Here is an 18,542-nt window from a genome sequence, read left to right on the forward strand (position 1 = left end):
ACGCGCTCACGGGCGCGGCTCGAGGACGAAGCGGTCGCGACCGGCGAACACCCCCACGACGCACTGGGCGAGCATCGCGGCGAGCACCAGCGACAGTGAGGTGAACCATCCGCCGAACGCCGCGTGCAGGGCGCCGAAGGCGACCGGTCCGGCGGCGGCGACGAGGTAGCCCACCGACTGCGCCATGCCCGACAGGACGGTCGCGGTGTCGTGGTCGCGTGCGCGGTGGGCCACGAGGGTCAGCGCCATCCCGAGTGAAGCCCCGCCGAACAGGCCCAGCAGCACGCACCACACGAGGATGGCGCCCGGGGCGAGCATGAGCCCGGCGGTGCCCGTGACCCCCAGGACGGGGATCAGCGCAGGGACGAACCGCTCCGCCGCGCCCCGCAGCACGAGGGGGATGACGAGGGAGCCGGCGATGGAGCACAGCTGGTAGATCATGACGTCGAACCCGGCGACGACCGGACTGCGCCCCGTCGACACGGAGATCGTCGCGAGCCACGTCACGAGCATGTAGAAGGTGGACGACTGCAGCCCCATGTAGCCGGCCACGAGCCATGCCGTGCCGTCGGACCAGATGCCCGTCCGCCGCCGGCGCGCCGCTCCGCGCGGGGGGCGCGGCGGGTGCGTGCCGCGTGTGGCCCACGCCCAGGCCGCGATCGCGAAGGGCAGGAGCCCGCCGCCGGTGATCACGAGCGCGACGCGCCAGCCCGCGTCGTCGCCGACGGCTTGCGCGATCGGCACCGCGACGCCGGAGGCGACAGCGCCGACGGCTCCGAGCAGCGCGGTGTAGACCGCCATCATGAGGGCGGTGCGCCCGGGGAAGTCGCGTTTGACGGCGGCCGGCATGAGCACGTTGGTCAGGGCGAGGGCGGCACCGATGATCGCCGTCCCCAGCCACAGCGCGGCGGGCATGCCGGGAAGGGAGCGCACGATCGTGCCGACGGTCAGCAGCACGAGCGCCCACGTCACGACCCGCGACAGCCCGAATCGGCGGCTCAGGTCGTGAGCGAGCGGGGACACGACCGCCCACGCGATGAGCGGGATGGAGGTGATGAGCCCGAGGGTCGCGATCGACATGCCGGTGTCGTCGCCGATGCGGTCCAGGAGCGGACCCACCGCTGTCACGGTCGGCCGCATGTTCGCCGCGACCAGGCACACGGCGACGATGAGGGCGATGCCGGATGCGGCGGGAGGCAGCCGCGTCGCGTTCGTGTCCTCGCCCATCCTCAGGGACTCTAGTCCAGTGCCGGGGGTCCCCCGTCCCAGCTTGATTCCCACTCGGTGAGAATGAAGGCCGGAGCGCGCGGCGACGGATGCGACCCTGGACACGACAGGTGAGTCAAAGGAGTCCACATGACCTCAGCGCAGCCCGACGCGCCGGAGCGGGGAGCGTTCTCGTCGCCCGCGGAGCCGACCGCCGCAGCACCCGAATCGCTGCTGGCCTCGCCCGATATGCCGTCGCAGAACCAGATCACGCAGGAAATCGTCGATTACCACGCCGCCGCGCAGCGCCGTGTCGACGCCGGCGAGAAGCTCCCGATCAGCCTGCACGACTTCCCGCCGTACCGCTCCAGCCTTCTGCGCCACCCGACGAAGAACCTCAAGCTCGTCGACCCGGAGACGATCGAGCTGTGGTCGCCCGCCTACGGCCAGCGCGATGTCGCCGCGATCGAGGCCGACCTGACCCTGCAGCACACCGGCGAGCCGCAGGGCGAGCGCATCACGGTGCGCGGGCGCCTGCTGGACTCGTGGGGCCGCCCCGTGCGCAACCAGCTCATCGAGATCTGGCAGGCCAATGCGGCAGGCCGCTACATCCACCAGCGCGACCAGCATCCCGCGCCCCTGGACCCCAACTTCACCGGCGCCGGTCGCACGATCACCGACGACAACGGCGAGTACCTCTTCACGACGATCAAGCCGGGGCCGTACCCCTGGAAGAACCACGTCAACGCGTGGCGCCCCGCGCACATCCACTTCTCCATCTTCGGCTCGGGCTTCACTCAGCGCCTCGTCACCCAGATGTACTTCCCGGGCGACCCGCTGTTCCCCCTCGACCCGATCTACAACACGATCTGGCGTCAGGAGGACCGCGACCGCCTGATCGGGATCTACGATCACGACCTGTCGGTGCCCGAGTTCTCGATGGGGTACCGCTTCGACATCGTCGTGGACGGCCCCGACGCGACCTGGTTCGAGCCCGAGGGAGAACACTGATGGCCATCCGCCGCCCCCAGGAGCCCAAGACGCACGAAGCCACCGGCGGCCAGACCGTCGGCCCGTTCTTCGCGTTCGGGCTCGACTACGCCAAGAAGCACGAAGTCGTCTTCCCGCACAGCCCCGGCGCGATCGTGCTCGGCGGCACCGTGTACGACGGCGCCGGTGCGCCGATCCCCGACGCGGTCGTGGAGATCTGGAGCGCCGACGCGAACGGTCAGGTCCCGCGCAATCAGGGCGCTCTCCGCCGTGACGACCACACCTTCACCGGCTTCGGACGTTCGGCGACCACGGATGTCGGGCATTACGAGTTCTGGACGTGCAACCCCGGACCGGTCGACGGCGGGGCGCCGTTCTTCTCGGTCGTCGTGTTCGCGCGGGGTCTCCCCGACAAGCTCGTGACGCGCATCTACCTGCCCGAGTACGAGGAACTGCGCGAGAAGGATGCCCTGCTGTCCTCTCTCGAGCCCGAGGAGCGCGCTACGCTCATCGCAACACGCACGTCCGACGGCCATCTGCACCACGACATCTGGCTGCAGGGCGAGAAGGAGACCGTCTTCCTTGCCTTCTGATGCATCCGCCGGCCCCGCACGCGCTGTGGACGCCGGACTGCTGTCTCCGGTGACCGTCGGTCACGACGAGGCGGTGACGGATGCGGCGGTCCTCGGCGCGCTCGTCGAGGTCGAGGCGGCGCTGACGCGGGCCTACGTCCGGCTGGGCATCGCCCCGGCGGAAGCGGCGGAGGCCGTGGCGTCGGCGGGGGAGCGCGTCGGCTCCGACGTGCCGCGGCTGGCCGCCGCATCCGTCGCGGGCGGGAACCCCGTCATCCCGCTGGTGGGGATGCTGCGGGAGCACGTGCCCGGCGAGCTGCGGGTGTGGGTGCACCGCGGTGCCACCAGCCAGGACATCCTCGACTCGGCCCTCATGCTCGTCGCGCGCCGTGCGGTCGGCGACATCCAGGTGTCGCTGCGCGCGGTGGATGCGGCGCTGGCGGCGTTCGCCGCCGCCCACCGCGGCGACGTGGCTGCGGCCCGGACGCTCACGCAGCATGCCGTGCCCACGACCCTCGGGCACCGCGCCGGCATGTGGCTGCGCGGCGTGCGCAGGGCCGCCGACCGGCTCGCCGAGGCGGGCGACCGCCTGCCCGCGCAGCTCGGGGGCGCCGCCGGCACCCTGGCCTCCTTCGTGGAGATCGCCGGAGCAGGCGACGCCACCGCGCTGCCCGCAGCATTCGCCGACGAACTCGGGCTCGCCGCCCCCGACGCGCCCTGGCACACCGTCCGCTGGCCCGTCACCGAGCTCGGCGACGCCCTCGTCCAGGCGATCGACGCCGTCGGCGTCCTCGCCGCCGACGTCGCCACCGCCAGCCGGACCGAGATCGGCGAACTGGCCGAGGGCACCGGCGGCGGATCCTCCGCGATGCCGCAGAAGCAGAACCCCGCCGCATCCGTGCTGGTGCGCTCGGCCGCCCTGCGCGCCCCGCAGCTGGGTGCGACGCTGCACCTGGCCGCAGCGTTCGCCGTCGACGAGCGCCCCGACGGCGCGTGGCACGCCGAGTGGCCGACGCTGCGCGAGCTGCTCCGCCTCGCACTGGGCGCCACGGCGACGGCGGCGGCCCTGGCCGCAGGACTGCGCGTGGACGCCGAGGCCCTTGCCCGCAACGTCGCCGCGACCGGCGGGCTCCTCGTCTCAGAGCGGCTCTCCCTCGTCCTGGGACCCGTTCTGGGAGCCGCCCGCGTGTCGGAGCTCGTGCGCGCCGCCGCACAGGGGGACGACCTCGCCGCGCTGCTGTCGGCAGAACCCGCCGTCCGCACCGTCGCGGAGGAGCGTGGCGCATCCTCTTCCGGCGCGTTCGTGACCGCGCTGCTCGATCCGGCCGGCTACACCGGTCTCGCCGAGAAGTTCGTCGACGACGTCGTCGCCCCGAAGCACCCCGCCGCAGGACAGGAGAACGCATGAGCACCCCGCCGATCTCGCTGAGCGCACCCATCGGGCCCGCTGACGCCCCGCTGCTGGTGCTCGGTCCGTCACTGGGGACATCCACCGTCCTGTGGGAGACCACGGCGCCCGCCCTCGCCGAACGGTACCGGCTGCTCACGTGGGACCTCCCCGGGCACGGAGAGGCGCCGCCGGCGACGGAGCCCTTCACCGTCGCCGACCTCGCCGATGCGGTGGCCGACGCCGTCCCCGGGCCCTTCCTGTACGCCGGCGTGTCCCTCGGCGGATGCGTCGGACTCGAGCTGCTCCTGCGGCACCCCGACCGCGTGCGCGCCGCCGCACTCCTGTGCACCGGCGCGGCGATCGGCACGAACGACGGGTGGCAGGAGCGGGCCGCGCAGGTCCGTGCGCAGAGCACGTCGACGCTCATCATCGGCTCGGCCCAGCGGTGGTTCGCGCCCGGGTCGATCGAGAAGAACCCCGACATCACCGGGCGCCTGCTGCGGGTGCTGCAGGAGACCGACGACGAGAGCTACGCGCTGTGCTGCGAGGCGCTCGCCGGATTCGACGTGCGCGACCGGCTCGGCCGGATCACCGCCCCCGTGCTGGCGGTGTGGGGCGCCCATGACGGCGTGACGCCGGAGGAGTCCGCGCGCGAGATCGCCGAGGGCGTCCGCAACGGCCGCGCCGCCGGCATCGCGGATGCGGCGCACCTCGCGCCGGCGGACGACGCGGCGGCCACCGCATCCCTCCTGCGCGACTTCTTCGGCGACGTCTCGGGGGCCCGCGCATGACGCGCCCGGCCGGCGAGGGGCTGAGCGACCAGGAGCGCTACGACCAGGGCATGGTCGTGCGGCGCGAGGTGCTCTCCGACGCGCACGTGGATCGCGCCGTCGCGGGCACCACCGAGCTCACCGCCGACTTCCAGGACTTCATCACGCGCGTCGCGTGGGGCGACATCTGGTCACGCCCTGGCCTGGACCGCCGCTCGCGCTCGGTCGCCGTGCTGACGGCCCTGATCGCCCTCGGGCACCACGAGGAGCTCGCGATGCACCTGCGTGCGGCCCTGCGCAACGGCCTGACGGTGGCGGAGATCCGAGAGGTCATCCTGCAGGCCGGCCTGTACTGCGGCGTGCCGGCGGCCAACACCGCCTTCCGCATCGCCGCCGAGGTCTTCGCGCAGGACTGACACGCGTCGGGAGCGCGTCAGCGCACGCCTTTCATGAGGCGCAGCACGGGCCGCACGGCCAGGAGCAGCGCGATGCCGAGCACGATCGCGATGGCACCCAGCACGGTGAAGTACGGCACCTCATTGCTCGGGTCGTAGAACTGGGCGAGCCATCCGGCGATCGAGGTCCCCAGGGCGACGGAGAGGAAGTACAGCGCCACCATCTGCGTGTGGAAGCGCTGCGGGCCGAGTTTCGTCGACGCCGACAGGCCGACGGGGGAGATGAACAGCTCCGCGAGCGTGAACACCAGGAGGATGGCGACGATCGCCAGCAGTGGCGTGGAGTTGGGGGCGCCGTTGGCCCACGGCAGGAACAGCAGGAACGCCGCCCCCATGATCATCGAGCCGAGCGCGAACTTCGTCGGTGTCGACGGCTGCTTCGGGCCGAGCTTGGTCCACACGGCGGCGAAGACGCCGGAGAGGATGATGACGAAGATCGGGTTGATGGAGTTCACCCACGACACCGGCATCACCCACCCCAGGATGTCGCGGTTCAGCCGCTCGTCGGAGTAGATCGTGACGACGGTGAACTGCTGCTGATACAGCGACCAGAAACCGACGTTCACGACGAACAGCGGGATGAACGCGAACACGCGGGAGCGCTCGGTCGCGCTGATGGCAGAGGAGGTCAGGATGACCGCGAAGTACGCCACGGCGGCCGCGACCGTGACGAGGATCACGATGACGGCGAGGTTCTCGGCGCGGATCACCCCGAGCAGCACGAGCGCCACGACCGCGACGATGCCGGCCGCGGCGATTCCCACGACCAGCAGCCGGCGGTCGGGCGGCAGCGGATTCGGCACCGTGCGCGAGGAGGCGGGCAGCTGCGTGCGCCCGAAGGAGTACTGCAGCAGGCCCAGGCCCATGCCGACGGCGGCGGCGCCGAAGCCCCAGTGGAATCCGACGGTGGACTGCAGTGCTCCGGTGATGATCGGGCCGAAGAACGCGCCCAGGTTGATGCCGAGGTAGAACAGCGAGAACCCGGCGTCTCGGCGGGTGTCCTCGGCCCGGTACAGGGAACCGACCACCGAAGTGGCGTTGGCCTTCAGGCCGCCGGATCCGACCGCGACGAGGATGAGGCCGACGCCCAGCCCCCACAGCCCAGGCAGCAGAGCGAGGGAGATGTGGCCGGCCATGATCACGATCGCGCTGTAGAACAGCACGCGCTCCGAGCCGAGCAGGCGGTCGGCCACCCATGCGCCCAGGATCGTGGAGAGGTACACCGTCCCGCCGTAGGCGCCGACGATCCCCGCCGCGATCGATCGGTCGATCCCCAACCCGCCCTCGGCGACGGTGAAGTACATGTAGATGAGCAGGATGCCCTGCATGCCGTAGAAGCTGAATCGCTCCCACATCTCCACGCCGAACACATGGGCGAGGGCCCACGGCTGGCCGAAGAACCGCGTGTCGGCGTCGCCGGTGTCGCCTCTCGTGGCGGTGGCGCCGGTGTCGTCACCTCTGTGGGATGAATCCGACATGGCGTCAGGCTAATCCCGGGTCGCCGGATGCACACGGGTCCTGCGACCCGAGGGGGACCCCCGGGCGGGATACGCTGGACGCGGCCGATCCGCGCCGTCTCCTACCACCCCGGAATGCCGTGACCTCCGCTGCGCCCGCTCTGGCCCCGGGATGGCGCGTGTGGCTCGTGTGGGCGGTGGGCGTGGGCGCGTACATGCTGTCGGTGACCAACCGCAGCTCGCTCTCGGCGGTCGGCGTGGACGCGGCGGTGCGCTTCGACGCCGACGCATCCGCCCTGTCGATGTTCGCCGTCGTGCAGCTGGCCGTGTACGGCGGCCTGCAGATCCCCGTCGGACTGCTGCTGGACCGCTTCGGCGCCCGCCCGATCGTGACAGTGGGGATGGTGCTCATGGCGGTGGGGCAGGCCGTCATGGCGCTCGCCTCCGACGTCGGCATCGGCCTGCTCGCACGCGTGCTCATCGGGGCGGGGGATGCGGCGATCTTCCCGAGCGTCCTGCGCGTGATCGCCCTGTGGTTCCCCGCCCAGCGGGCGCCCGTGCTCGTGCAGCTGACCTCCACCATCGGTCAGTTCGGGCAGATCCTGTCGGTGATCCCGCTGGCGCTGCTGCTCCACGCGACCTCCTGGTCGATCGCGTTCGGCGCGCTGGCGGGCATGGGCGTGCTGTTCGCGGTGCTCGCCTTCGCCGTCATCCGCAGCCGCCCGCCCGGACGCACGTCGGACGTCGCCGTCGACACCGACACCGGCGCCATCCAGGTGGTCCGCTCCGCCGCCGACCTGCGGGAGGGGTTCCGGGAGTCGTGGGCGCATCCGGCCACCCGCCTGGCGTTCTGGTCGCACTTCGCCACGCCGTTCGCGGGGACCACGTTCGGCCTGCTGTGGGGGCTTCCGTTCCTCACCGCCGGCGAGGGGCTCTCACCCGCCGCCGCGTCCCTGGTGGTGACCTCGTTCATCGTGTTCCTGATCGCGCTCGGACCGGTCATCGGGGCGCTGTCGATGCGGCATCCGATGCGGCGATCCCGTCTGCTGGTGCTGCCGGCGGTCGCCTTCCAGGCCGCCGCGTGGCTCGCGGTGATCGCGTGGCCGGGCCCCGCGCCGCTGTGGCTGCTGTTCGTCCTCGCCTTCGCGCTGGGCACCGGCGGACCGACCTCGATGATCGCGTTCGACCATGCCCGCACCTACAACCCCAGCCATCGGCTCAGCACCGCCACCGGCATCGTCAACGGCGGCGGGTTCCTCGCGGGGCTCCTGGCGATCCTGTTCATCGGCATCGCGATGGATGCGCAGGGCGCCGGCACGCCCGAGACCTACACCCTCGACGCGTTCCGGATCGCGTTCCTCACGCAGGTGCCGCTGTGGCTCCTGGGTGCGGTCATGATCGTGTTCGAGCGCCGGCGCACGCGCGTCCACCTCGGGCTGGATGCGCCGCGCCGCCCGCGACGCTGACGCGCGTCGCCCGGCCCCCCGGAATCAGGAGAATCGCCGGAATCAGGACGTATTCCTGCCCCGGCGTCCTGATCTGGGCGATTCTCCTGATCTGGGCGCGCGGGGCGGCGCGGATCACCCTGCGGGGGTGTCGCCCGCGGAGGCGGGATGCCCGACGAGGTCGCCGTGCCGCGTGCGCTGCAGGTATCGCGTGAGGGCGTCTCGGCTGCGCGTGAGGCACGAGATGCGTCCCTCGATGGCGGCGAGCTCGCCGGCCAGCTCCTCCGCGAGGCCGCGGGTGCACTCCGCGGGCGCGGGGGTGTCGTCCCAGCGCTCGATGTCGAGGACCAGTCGCGTCATGCGCGTGGTCAGCCCGGCCGCGATGAGCCCGCGGACCCGTTCGGCCTCGGCGACGGCGGTCTCGGCGTAGGCGCGGTATCCGTTCGCGGTGCGGTGAGAGGTGAGCAGACCCTGCTCCTCGTAGTAGCGCAGCATCCGCGGAGGGATCCCGGTGCGACGCGAGAGTTCGCCGATCCTCATGTGCGGCCCCCTTGACCTTGACACTGATGTCACACTTTAGCGTCGGAGCATGGCTGAATCCCGACCCGTTCCGGTCGCCGTGCGATCCTTTCCTGCCGCCGCGCTCCTGCTGCTGTCCCTGGGTGTCTTCCTGACCGTCACGGCCGAGGCTCTGCCGGCCGGAATGCTCCCGGAAATGGCCGCCGACCTGCGCGTCTCGCCGGAGCAGGTCGGCCTGCTCATCTCGGTGTGGGCCGTGACGGTCATCGTCACCAGCATCCCGCTCGCGCGCGTGATGGCCTTCGTCGACCGGCGCCTGGTCGTCGGCGGGTCGCTGGCGGTGTTCGCCCTGGCGAACGTGGCCACGGCGTGGGCACCCGATTACGGCATCGCCCTGGCCACGCGCGTGGCCGCCGCCGTCGCGCACGGCGTGTTCTGGGCCGTGGTCATGGTCTACGCCACGGCGCTGCTCTCGCCCTCGCACCTGGGGCGCGGGCTGGCGATCGTGACGGCCGGGGGCACGGCCGCCACCGTCGCGGGGCTTCCCGCCGGGACCGTGCTGGCTCAGCTGGTCGGGTGGCGGATCGCCTTCGCGGCCCTGGGCATCGCCGCGCTCGTGATGGCGGTGCTCGTGGTGACGCGGATGCCGCGGCTGCGCCCGCCACGCCCCGACAAAGAGGGGAGTGCGGGCGGGTTCTGGCGCGACCCGTCGCTGCCGGCGATCGCCGCCTTCGGGATCGCCGCCGTGCTCATCGCGCTCGGGCAGTTCGCGACGTTCACGTACGTGCGTCCGCTGCTGTCGTTCGCCGGCTTCGACGAGGGGTGGGCCGCGGCGCTGCTGTTCGTCTACGGCACGGCGGGACTGATCGGCGTCGTGGTGGCCGGGTGGCTGGCGGATCGCTTCCCGCGGGGCGCGTTGGCGGCGACGCTCGTGGTCTTCGCCGTCGCCCTGGCGACGCTGGCCGCGGCGATGTCCACGCCGGCGGCGGTGGTCGTGGCGCTCGTCCTGTGGGGCTCGGCGATCGGTGCGATCTTCCCGCTGCTGCAGGCCACGCTCATGCGCGCGGCCACCGACCGCACCCGCACGCTGGCCAGCGCCGGAATCGTGGTGCTGTTCAACGTGGGGATCGCCATCGGACCGTGGCTCGGCGGTGCGGTGGGCGGAGCATCCGCCCCCCAGGTCACGACCGCCCTCTCCGCCGCAGTCCTGGCCGCAGCAGCCGTCGCCGGAGGGGCCGGGGTGCTCCTCGCCGGCCGCCCGGCACCCGTGCGCGACCGCTCCTGACCCGGGGTCCGGTCGTGCCCGAAATCAGGAGAAATGCCGGAATCAGGAGGGATTGTGCCTCAGGCGTCCTGATCCGGGCGATTCGCCTGATCTCGGCGCGTGACGAGGGGCGCGGGCACGGCGGATGGCGGAGGGCGGGGTCAGCGGCGGGGCGGCTCGGGCAGCGAGGGGTGCCGCTCGATCGAGCTCGGCCGCGCCGGGATGAGCAAGGCCAGCACGAGAGCCACCACGGCGGCGCCGATGCCGAGGACGAACGCCGTCTGGAAGGCGTCGGCACTGGGCACCTGCATCCCCTCGTGCGTCGTCGACATGCTGGCCAGAACCACCCCGACCACCGCGGCGGCCGTGCTCGTCCCCAGTGAGCGCGACAGGGCGTTCAGGCCATTGGATGCTCCGGTCTCACTCGGCGGCACCGAGCGCATGATGAGCATCGGCATGCTGGCGTAGCCGAAGCCGATCCCGAAGCCGATGAGGATGTTCGCCACCAGCAGGTGCCACACCTCGGTCGCCCACGCGAGAGAGAACCCGTAGGCGAGCACGAGCGAGGCGGCCCCGGCGATCAGCAGGACGCGCGGGCCCACCAGGCGGGCGAGCCGGCCGGAGAGCGGGGAGAGGGCCATCATGATGAGCCCGGACGGCATGATCACCAGGCTCGCCGCGAGCAGCGACAACCCGAACCCGACGCCGGTGGCGGCGGGGAGCTCGAGCATCTGGGGGTAGGAGACCTGCGAGCTGAAGAGCGCGAATCCCATCGCCACCGACGCGAGGTTGGTCAGCAGCACCGGCCGGCGGGCGGCGACGCGGAGGTCGAGCAGCGGTTCGGGCACGCGGAGCTCGAACCATCCCCACGCCAGGAGCACGACGACCCCTCCGGCCGCCAGGCCCAGCGTGAGCGGTGAGGTCCAGCCCCACTCATTGCCCCGCGAGACCGCGAGCAGCACGCACAGCAGCCCGACGGCCAGGCCCGCCGCGCCGACGAAGTCGAACCGGCCGGCGGTGCGCAAGACGCTCTCCGGGACGATCCACACCACGAGCACGAGCACGAGAACCCCGAGGGCCGCGGAGATCCAGAACAGGAAATGCCAGTCGGCTTCGTCGGCGATCACGGCGCTGATCGGCAGCCCCAGCGATCCGCCGACGCCCAGGGTCGCGCTGATGAGGGCGATGGCGGAGTCGATCCGGTCTTCATGGAGCACGTCGCGCAGGATCGAGATTCCCAGCGGAACCACTCCGGTCACCGCACCCTGGAACGCCCGTCCCACGATCACCCCGACGATGTCGGTGGACAGCGCCGCGATCACCGAGCCGATCACCATCGCCGCCAGCAGCACCAGCACGATGCGGCGCTTGCCGTACATGTCGCCCAGCCGGCCGGCGATCGGGGTGATCACGGCGGCGGACAGCAGCGTCGCCGTCACCACCCACGCGGTGTCTTCCCGCGGGGCGTCGAGGAGATCGGGGAGCCTCGTCTGGATGGGCACGACGAGCGTGAACATGAACGACGAGCACAGACCGGCCACGGCGAGCACCGCGACGATGAGGGCCTGAGGGGGGAGCCGGGTCAGTCTGCGTCTGTCCCCGTCGCCCGTCACCGATCCAGGCTATCGGGGCGCGACGGGCGAGAAGGTCGCATACGGGCGGTCCAGCGCACTCGGTGCCAGACTGTGCGTGTGAGCGAGCCCTCCGGCATCGAGATCCGCGAACTGGTCGACGTCGCGCAGGTGTACGCCGCCGCCGCCGTGCTCGCCGAGGTGTGGCGGTCCGACCGCCAGGCGCTGCCCGCCCAGGCCCTGCGTGCACTGCAGCACTCGGGCAACTACGTCGTCGGGGTGTACGACGGCGAGCGCATGGTGGGGGCATCCGCCGGATGGTTCGGACCGCCCGCCGAACGCACGATGCACTCCCACGTCACCGGCGTGCTGCCGGAGTACCAGGGACGCGGAGTCGGGCGCGTGCTCAAGCAGCACCAGCGCGACTGGGCGTTCGAGCGCGGGGTGGGCCGCATCACGTGGACCTTCGATCCGCTGATCGCCCGCAACGCCCACTTCACTCTGCGCGTGCTCGGCGCCCGCGTCACCGACTACCTCGTCGATCAGTACGGGGCGATGCCGGATGCGGCCAACCGCGGTGTCCCCTCCGATCGGCTGCTGGTGTCGTGGGCGCTGGCCGAGCCGCCCGCGGCCACCCCCGACGGCGCCGTGGCGGCGGAGGTGCGGATCCCCGGCGACATCGACGCGATGCGGCGGGAGATGCCCGCGGCGGCCGCGGCGTGGCGCAACTCCGTGCGGCGCGGGTTGCAGAGGCACCTCGAGGCGGGGCTCCGCATCGGCGGCTTCGACGACGAACGCGGCTACCTCCTCGTCGACGCCGACTGACGCCGGGCGTCGAGGACTGACGCCCGGCGAGCGCTCGAGGTCGGCGGCTCGGGGGCATGCGGCATCCGCGCCGCTTGCCATCCGGGCGGTTCCCGGGGATGCTGGGACCGGCGGGGGCCGCGGGTGGGACCGCGGCACGAGCCTCGCCGCCTGGGGGAGAGTGCACATGACGGATGCGGCTGACCGCGTCGGCATCGTCGGTGGAGGGATCGTGGGCGTGGCGCTCGCGCGCGAACTGAGCGCGCGCGGCGACCAGGTCACCGTCTTCGAGAAGGAGACCCGGCTCGCGCGGCATCAGACGGGGCGGAACTCCGGCGTCGTGCATGCTGGCCTCTATTACGCGCCCGGGTCGCTGAAGGCGCAGCTGTGCGCGGCCGGACGGGTCTTCATCCGGGAGTTCTGCGAGGAGAAGGCGCTGCCCTACCGTGAGGTGGGCAAGCTCGTGGTCGCCGTGGACGACAGCGAGCGGGAAGCCCTGGCCGAGATCGAGCGTCGCTCGATCGCCAACGGCGTTCCGGGCCTCGCACGCATCGACGACCCGGCTCGGATGCGGGAGATCGAGCCCCACGTCGCCGGCGTCGCAGCGGTGCACTCACCGCACACCGCGATCGTGGACTACGCCGCGATCACCGAGGCGATGGCGGAGGATGTGCGCACCGCCGGCGGCAGCATCCGCCTGGGCCAGGAGGTGACCGCGATCCGCTCGGAGGCGGGGGCTGTCCGCCTGATCACGGCGGCGTCGGACGACGTGTTCGACCGCGTCGTGGTGTGCGCGGGACTGCACTCCGACGTCGTCGCGCGGTACGTCGGCGCAGACCCGGCGCCGAAGATCCTTCCCTTCCGCGGCGAGTACTGGGAGCTCGCGCCCGACCGCACCGATCTCGTGGCGGGGATGATCTATCCCGTCCCCGACCCGCGCTTCCCCTTCCTCGGCGTGCATTTCACGCGGGGCGTGTACGACACCGTCCACGTCGGGCCCAACGCGGTTCCGGCGCTGGCGCGGGAGGGCTATTCGTGGCTGAGCGTGTCGGCGCGGGACACGTGGGAGTCGCTGCGGTGGCCGGGCGCGTGGCCGCTGGCCAAGAAGCACTGGCGCATGGGGGTCGACGAGATCAGCGGATCGCTGCTCAAGCCGCTGTACTACCGGAAGGCCCGGCGCTTCATCCCCGAACTGCGCCTGGCCGACCTGACGCACAAGACCGCCGCGGGTGTGCGCGCGCAGGCGTGGGGGCGCGGAGGAGAGCTGCTGGACGACTTCCAGGTCGACCAGGTCGGCGCCGTCACGCTGCTGCGCAACGCCCCGTCGCCGGCGGCGACCAGTTCCATCGCGATCGCCCGCTACGTCATCCAGAACCACCTCGCCGCCACCGCCCCATCCTGAGCACGCGTCCGGAACCGTGCGGACGATGGCGCCTTCCGGCATGCCGGGTGCGGCCGGGCCTGCCTAGGCTCACGCCATGAGCGAGTATCGCGCGCACGTGGACTTCGATATCCGTTTCGCCAACGGCGGAGGGCTGACCGGCACCGGGTTCCGCCTGGACGTGCCCGCCGCCGATCTCGACGACGACGCCCTGGCCCGGCTCCTCGTGCGTCATCTCGGGCTCGCGCTGGTGGCCGAGGTGACGCTGCGGGATGTGCGGTTCGTCGAAGAGCAGCATCGCGGCAGCCGCGGCGTGGATGCGGCGCCCGCACGGTCGCGGCGGGTCATCGACCTGAGCCATCCCATCCGCGCCGGCCTCGTCACCTACCCGGGGCTGCCGGCCCCGCGGATCGAGCCCCACCTCACGCGGGAGGACTGCCGCGCCCGGTACGCACCCGGGACGGAGTTCGCGATGGATGTCATCACTTTGGTCGGCAACACGGGGACCTATCTCGACTCGCCCTATCACCGGTATGCGGGCGGGACGGATCTGGCCGGGCTCGACCTCGCGACCCTCGTGCGCCTGCGCGCCGAGGTGTTCCACCTCGAGGACGCGTGGGATGCTGCGGCTCGCGGCATCCGTGCGGAAACGCTCGCCGATCGCGACGTGCGCGGAGCCGCCGTGCTGCTGCACACCGGCTGGGACCGGTGGTTCGGTCGGGAGGAGTACGGACACGGCGCGCCGTTCCTCACCGGCGAGGCCGCCCGGTTCCTCGTCGAGGAGGGCGCCGCGCTCGTGGGCATCGACTCGCTCAACATCGACGACATCGAATCCGGCGGGGAGCGCCCGGCGCATTCGACGCTCCTGGCGGCCGGGGTTCATATCGTCGAGCACCTCACGCGGCTCGGCGAGGTGCCCGCTCGAGGCGCCCGCTTCACCGCGGCGCCGCCCGCGGTGGAGGGATTCGGCACGTTCCCGGTGCGGGCGTTCGCCGAGGTCGGGGCCTAGCGGGGCCCCGCGGGCGGGATCGTGCAGAACTCAGGAGAAATCGCGCCCCGCAGGTCTGGAACGACCGCGCAGGGCCCGGATCTCCTGAGTTCTGCGCGGTCAGTCCTCTTCGGCGGCGGGGTCGCCCTGACCGGGCCCGGGTCGCACGGCCGCATCCTCGCGGATGTCCACGCGCGTCACACCCTCGCGGTGGGTCACGTCGATGCGGGGTGCGGCGTCCTCCTCGGTCGCGTTCGGCGCCGTCGTCAGCTGATCGGTGCGCTTGTCCTCGTCGCTCTGGGGGTCGCTCTGCGGGTCGCTCATGGATTCTCCTGCGGTCGTCGAAGTGGATCAGCCGGCGTTGCGCCAGTCGTCGCTCGTGAGGTCGGAGCCGGCCTGCGGCCCCATCTGCAGCATCCCACCGTCGACCACCCAGCTCGCGCCGGTGACGTAGGAGGCGGCGGGGGAGGCCAGGAATGCCACCACCGCGGCGATCTCCTCGGGCCGCCCGGGGCGACCGAGGGGGATGCCCGGGCGGTGCGTCTTCTGCGCGTCCTCGGAGTCCATGTCGTTCAGAGGCGTCGCGATCTCGCCGGGGGCGACGGCGTTGACCGTGATGCCCTGGGCGCCGAGCTCCTGCGCCAGGGTCTTCACGAGGCCGCCGAGGCCGTGCTTGGCCGCGACGTAGGCGGCGCTGCCCACGCGGGGCTGATGCTCGTGGACGCTCGTGATCGCGATGATGCGGCCGCCCGTTCCGGCCGCGGCCATCCGCCGCGCCGCGGCCTGGATGGCGACGAAGGCGCCGTCCAGGTTCAGGCCGAGGTCCTGTCGCCAGCCGTCGAGATCGAGGTCGAGGGCGCCGCCGCCCGAGCCGCCGCCGGCGTTGTTGACGAAGACGTCGACGCCGCCGAGCTCCTCGGCGAGGCCGTCGATGACACCGCCCGCGGAGGCGAGGTCGGTGGCGTCGAACCGGGCGATCACGGCGCGACCGCCGCGCGCGCGCACGGCCTCGGCGGTGCGCTCTGCGCCCTCTTCGTCGGAGTGCCACGTGATGCCGACGTCCATGCCCGCTTCGGCGAGGGCGACGGCGCACGCCGCGCCGATTCCCGAGTCCGAGGCGGTGACGATGGCACGGCGGGGGGAGAAGTCGGAGGTGTCCATGGCTCGACGCTACGAGCACGCTTTCCCCTCGCCGACACCCTTTACATCCGTCGCTCCCGGCGTTAGCGTTCCCGCCCCCTCCACGTCGGATGTGCACCACTTCGGCGAGAGTGCACGCAATCCGGTGCGGATTCGCCGGGGTGATGCACTCTCGGCGCGGCGGGGGAGCGCGAGTACCCTGACCGCATGAAGGAGGTCAGGGGCGCGATGCTCGCGCTCGCGGCGGCGGCGCTGCTCGTCGGATGCGGCGGCGCCGGTGCGCAGCCGGAGGGGCTCCCGCCCGGGGTCGAGGTGAGCCTCGTGCAGCAGCGCTCGGACGTGGCGGCGCGGCAGGCGCAGGTGCGCGTGCACAACGACGGCGACGCGCCGGTGACGCTCGGCGCCGTCGAGGTCGCCGATCCGCGGTTCGACGGCGTCGCCGCGCGCGTCGTGGACCGTGCCACGACGCTGGCACCGGGCCGCGGAGTGGACGTCCGCGTGCAGCTGCCGCCGATGGACTGCGCGGCGCCGGATGCTGCCACCACGACCATCGCGATGGAGGTGGAGGTCGGCGACACCGCGTACCGTGCGGAATCCGACATCGTCGACACGCTCGGGTTCCTCCCCGAGCTGTACGCGCGCGAGTGCCTCGCGGATGCGCTCGCCGAGGTCGCGACCGTGTCGATCTCCGGGTTCACGCCGGCCCCCGCCGGCCGCGCGGGCGCGCTGGTCCTGTCGATCGAGCCCACCGGTGCGGGCACTGCTCGGCTGGAAGCGGTCGACTCGACGACGCTGCTCATGTACGCCGCCGGTGCCCCGCCCGCTCCCCACCCGCTCGGCATCGAGATCGGCCCCACCGCATCCGCCCGCACCGTCGAGATCCCGCTGGTGCCGCAGCGCTGCGACCCCCACGTGGTGCAGGAGGACAAGCGCGGCACGATCTTCACCGTCGACGCGGTCGTCGGCGACGTGCGGGGTGAGGTCGACATCCCCGCACCGCCGGAGATGAAGGCGCGCATGCTGTCGTGGGTCGCGGAGTGGTGCGGCTTCGGCGGCGCATGACAACGCGCCAGCTCCGCGAGTGCCGTGCCGCACGGGAGCCCCACAGCAGCGCGGCGAGGGGGCCGGGCGCCGCTCGGTAGAATCGAGGGGCCGAGATTCCGCGGCATCCCACCTCTTGCGACCATTGGAGCCACCGTGGCCGAACAGTCCCGCCTCGACAAGGTCATCGCCCTCGCCCGCCACCGCGGGTTCGTCTTCCAGGCGGGCGAGATCTACGGCGGATCCCGCTCCGCGTGGGACTACGGGCCCCTCGGCACGGAGCTGAAGGAGAACATCCGCCGCCAGTGGTGGCAGACCTTCGTCCGCGGGCGCGGCGACATGGTGGGGCTGGACTCCTCGATCATCCTGCCCAAGCGCGTGTGGGAGGCATCCGGACACGTCGCGACCTTCACCGACCCGCTCGTGGAGTGCCTGCACTGCCACAAGCGCTTCCGCGCCGACAACCTGATCGACGACTTCGAGGCGCGCAAGGGCCGGCCGGCCGAGAACGGGCTCGCGGATGTCCCGTGCCCGAACTGCGGCACGAAGGGGCAGTACACCGAGCCGAAGGCGTTCTCGGGCCTGGTGAAGACGTACCTGGGCGTCGTCGACGACGAGAGCGGCCTGTACTACCTGCGTCCGGAGACGGCGCAGGGCATCTTCGTCAACTTCAGCAACGTGCTCACCGCGTCGCGGCGCAAGCCGCCGTTCGGCGTCGGTCAGGTCGGCAAGGCGTTCCGCAACGAGATCACCCCCGGCAACTTCATCTTCCGCACGCGCGAGTTCGAGCAGATGGAGATCGAGTACTTCACGCCGCCCGCCGAGGCGAACGAGTGGTTCGAGCACTGGGTGGAGGCGTGCTGGAACTGGTTCATCGACCTCGGCATCGACGCCGACAACATGCGCCGCTACGACGTCCCGGCCGAAGACCGCGCGCACTACTCCGACGGCACGATCGACGTCGAGTACCGCTTCGGCTTCCCCGGCAAGGAGTGGGGCGAGCTCATGGGTGTCGCCAACCGCACCGATTACGACCTGAAGAGCCACTCCGAGGCATCCGGTCAGAGCCTGACCTTCTTCGACCAGGCGTCGGGGGAGAAGTACACGCCGTTCGTGATCGAGCCCTCGTTCGGCCTGACTCGCGCCATGATGGCGTTCCTCGTCGACTCGTACGTCGAGGAGGAGGTTCCCAACGCCAAGGGCGGCGTCGATACGCGCACCGTCCTCAAGCTCGACCCGCGCCTGGCTCCCGTGAAGGTCGCGGTGCTGCCGCTCTCGCGCAACGAGCGGCTCTCCCCGCTCGCGCGCGAGGTCGCCGACGGGCTGCGCGGCATGTGGAACGTCGACTTCGACGACGCCGGAGCGATCGGGCGGCGCTACCGCCGTCAGGACGAGATCGGCACGCCCTACTGCGTCACGGTCGACTTCGACTCGCTCGACGACCGCGCCGTCACGGTGCGCGACCGCGACACGATGGCGCAGGAGCGCGTGCCCCTCGACGTCCTCCACGCCTACCTGACCGAGCGCCTCCGCGGCGCCTGACCGGCGC

General features: G+C 72.1%; 18 protein-coding genes. 12 read left to right on the forward strand and 6 right to left on the reverse strand.

What is annotated here, in order from left to right; genetic code table 11:
• Positions 1–6: 6 nt before the first annotated feature.
• Positions 7–1,227 carry an MFS transporter gene (locus tag E4V99_RS07675; protein WP_135069945.1) on the reverse strand — a complete coding sequence of 407 codons (1,221 nt, stop codon included), beginning with the start codon at positions 1,225–1,227 and terminating at the stop codon, positions 7–9.
• Positions 1,228–1,356: 129 nt separating this feature from the next.
• On the opposite strand from E4V99_RS07675, the gene pcaH reads away from it, so the two are divergent.
• The 5 genes from pcaH to pcaC are packed head-to-tail and all read left to right on the forward strand — an operon-like array spanning position 1,357 to position 5,344.
• Complete coding sequence (gene pcaH / locus E4V99_RS07680) at positions 1,357–2,217, forward strand: protocatechuate 3,4-dioxygenase subunit beta (RefSeq protein ID WP_135069942.1); 861 nt, start codon at positions 1,357–1,359, stop codon at positions 2,215–2,217.
• Positions 2,217–2,789, forward strand: a complete 573-nt coding sequence (pcaG, locus tag E4V99_RS07685) for a protocatechuate 3,4-dioxygenase subunit alpha (RefSeq protein WP_135069939.1) — start codon at positions 2,217–2,219, stop codon at positions 2,787–2,789. Before pcaH ends, pcaG begins: the two co-directional genes overlap by 1 nt.
• Positions 2,779–4,176, forward strand: a complete 1,398-nt coding sequence (locus E4V99_RS07690) for a lyase family protein (RefSeq protein ID WP_245233135.1) — start codon at positions 2,779–2,781, stop codon at positions 4,174–4,176. The genes pcaG and E4V99_RS07690 overlap by 11 nt, the downstream gene beginning before the upstream one ends.
• The gene (locus E4V99_RS07695) at positions 4,173–4,949 is read left to right on the forward strand and encodes an alpha/beta fold hydrolase (protein WP_135116845.1); all 777 of its coding nucleotides are present in this window, start codon (positions 4,173–4,175) and stop codon (positions 4,947–4,949) included. The genes E4V99_RS07690 and E4V99_RS07695 overlap by 4 nt, the downstream gene beginning before the upstream one ends.
• On the forward strand, positions 4,946–5,344 hold the full coding sequence (gene pcaC, locus E4V99_RS07700) for a 4-carboxymuconolactone decarboxylase (RefSeq protein WP_135069933.1): 399 nt from the start codon (positions 4,946–4,948) through the stop codon (positions 5,342–5,344). The genes E4V99_RS07695 and pcaC overlap by 4 nt, the downstream gene beginning before the upstream one ends.
• Positions 5,345–5,361: 17 nt before the next feature.
• On the opposite strand, the gene E4V99_RS07705 is transcribed toward pcaC, so the two are convergent.
• A complete protein-coding gene (locus tag E4V99_RS07705; protein ID WP_135116846.1) occupies positions 5,362–6,861 on the reverse strand; it encodes a peptide MFS transporter in 1,500 nt (499 codons plus the stop codon).
• A gap of 194 nt (positions 6,862–7,055) precedes the next feature.
• Here E4V99_RS07705 and E4V99_RS07710 point away from each other — a divergent pair, with 194 nt between their 5' ends.
• Positions 7,056–8,306: an MFS transporter gene (locus E4V99_RS07710; RefSeq protein WP_209305611.1), complete on the forward strand. Its 1,251-nt coding sequence runs from the start codon at positions 7,056–7,058 to the stop codon at positions 8,304–8,306.
• Between the two features lie 114 nt (positions 8,307–8,420).
• Here the strand turns inward: E4V99_RS07710 and E4V99_RS07715 are convergent, their stop codons facing one another.
• Entirely contained in the window at positions 8,421–8,825 is a 405-nt protein-coding gene (locus E4V99_RS07715; protein ID WP_135069925.1) for a MerR family DNA-binding transcriptional regulator, read from the reverse strand.
• A 49-nt stretch (positions 8,826–8,874) separates the two neighbouring features.
• Between E4V99_RS07715 and E4V99_RS07720 the strand changes: the two genes are divergently transcribed.
• Positions 8,875–10,089 (forward strand): MFS transporter, encoded by a 1,215-nt coding sequence (locus tag E4V99_RS07720; RefSeq protein ID WP_135069921.1) that lies wholly within the window; start codon positions 8,875–8,877, stop codon positions 10,087–10,089.
• 140 nt (positions 10,090–10,229) lie between these two features.
• Here E4V99_RS07720 and E4V99_RS07725 read toward each other — a convergent pair whose 3' ends face one another.
• Positions 10,230–11,681, reverse strand: coding sequence for an MFS transporter (locus tag E4V99_RS07725; RefSeq protein ID WP_261799205.1), 1,452 nt, complete (start codon positions 11,679–11,681; stop codon positions 10,230–10,232).
• A 78-nt stretch (positions 11,682–11,759) separates the two neighbouring features.
• On the opposite strand from E4V99_RS07725, the gene E4V99_RS07730 reads away from it, so the two are divergent.
• The 3 genes from E4V99_RS07730 (at position 11,760) to E4V99_RS07740 (ending at position 14,833) form a co-directional block, all read left to right on the forward strand.
• Entirely contained in the window at positions 11,760–12,464 is a 705-nt protein-coding gene (locus E4V99_RS07730) for a GNAT family N-acetyltransferase (RefSeq protein ID WP_135116848.1), read from the forward strand.
• A 166-nt stretch (positions 12,465–12,630) separates the two neighbouring features.
• Positions 12,631–13,845, forward strand: coding sequence for an L-2-hydroxyglutarate oxidase (gene lhgO, locus E4V99_RS07735; RefSeq protein ID WP_135069916.1), 1,215 nt, complete (start codon positions 12,631–12,633; stop codon positions 13,843–13,845).
• Positions 13,846–13,921: 76 nt separating this feature from the next.
• Positions 13,922–14,833 carry a cyclase family protein gene (locus E4V99_RS07740; protein WP_135116849.1) on the forward strand — a complete coding sequence of 304 codons (912 nt, stop codon included), beginning with the start codon at positions 13,922–13,924 and terminating at the stop codon, positions 14,831–14,833.
• Between the two features lie 99 nt (positions 14,834–14,932).
• Here E4V99_RS07740 and E4V99_RS07745 read toward each other — a convergent pair whose 3' ends face one another.
• Entirely contained in the window at positions 14,933–15,136 is a 204-nt protein-coding gene (locus E4V99_RS07745; RefSeq protein WP_135069910.1) for a multidrug transporter, read from the reverse strand.
• A gap of 27 nt (positions 15,137–15,163) precedes the next feature.
• On the reverse strand, positions 15,164–15,973 hold the full coding sequence (locus E4V99_RS07750; protein ID WP_135069907.1) for an SDR family oxidoreductase: 810 nt from the start codon (positions 15,971–15,973) through the stop codon (positions 15,164–15,166).
• A gap of 186 nt (positions 15,974–16,159) precedes the next feature.
• Between E4V99_RS07750 and E4V99_RS07755 the strand changes: the two genes are divergently transcribed.
• On the forward strand, positions 16,160–17,014 hold the full coding sequence (locus tag E4V99_RS07755; protein ID WP_135069904.1) for a hypothetical protein: 855 nt from the start codon (positions 16,160–16,162) through the stop codon (positions 17,012–17,014).
• 135 nt (positions 17,015–17,149) lie between these two features.
• Positions 17,150–18,535, forward strand: coding sequence for a glycine--tRNA ligase (locus E4V99_RS07760; protein WP_135069901.1), 1,386 nt, complete (start codon positions 17,150–17,152; stop codon positions 18,533–18,535).
• The last annotated feature ends 7 nt before the right edge of the window (positions 18,536–18,542 follow it).

Source organism: Microbacterium sp. dk485 (assembly GCF_004570445.1).
Classification (GTDB): Bacteria; Actinomycetota; Actinomycetes; order Actinomycetales; family Microbacteriaceae; genus Microbacterium; species Microbacterium wangchenii.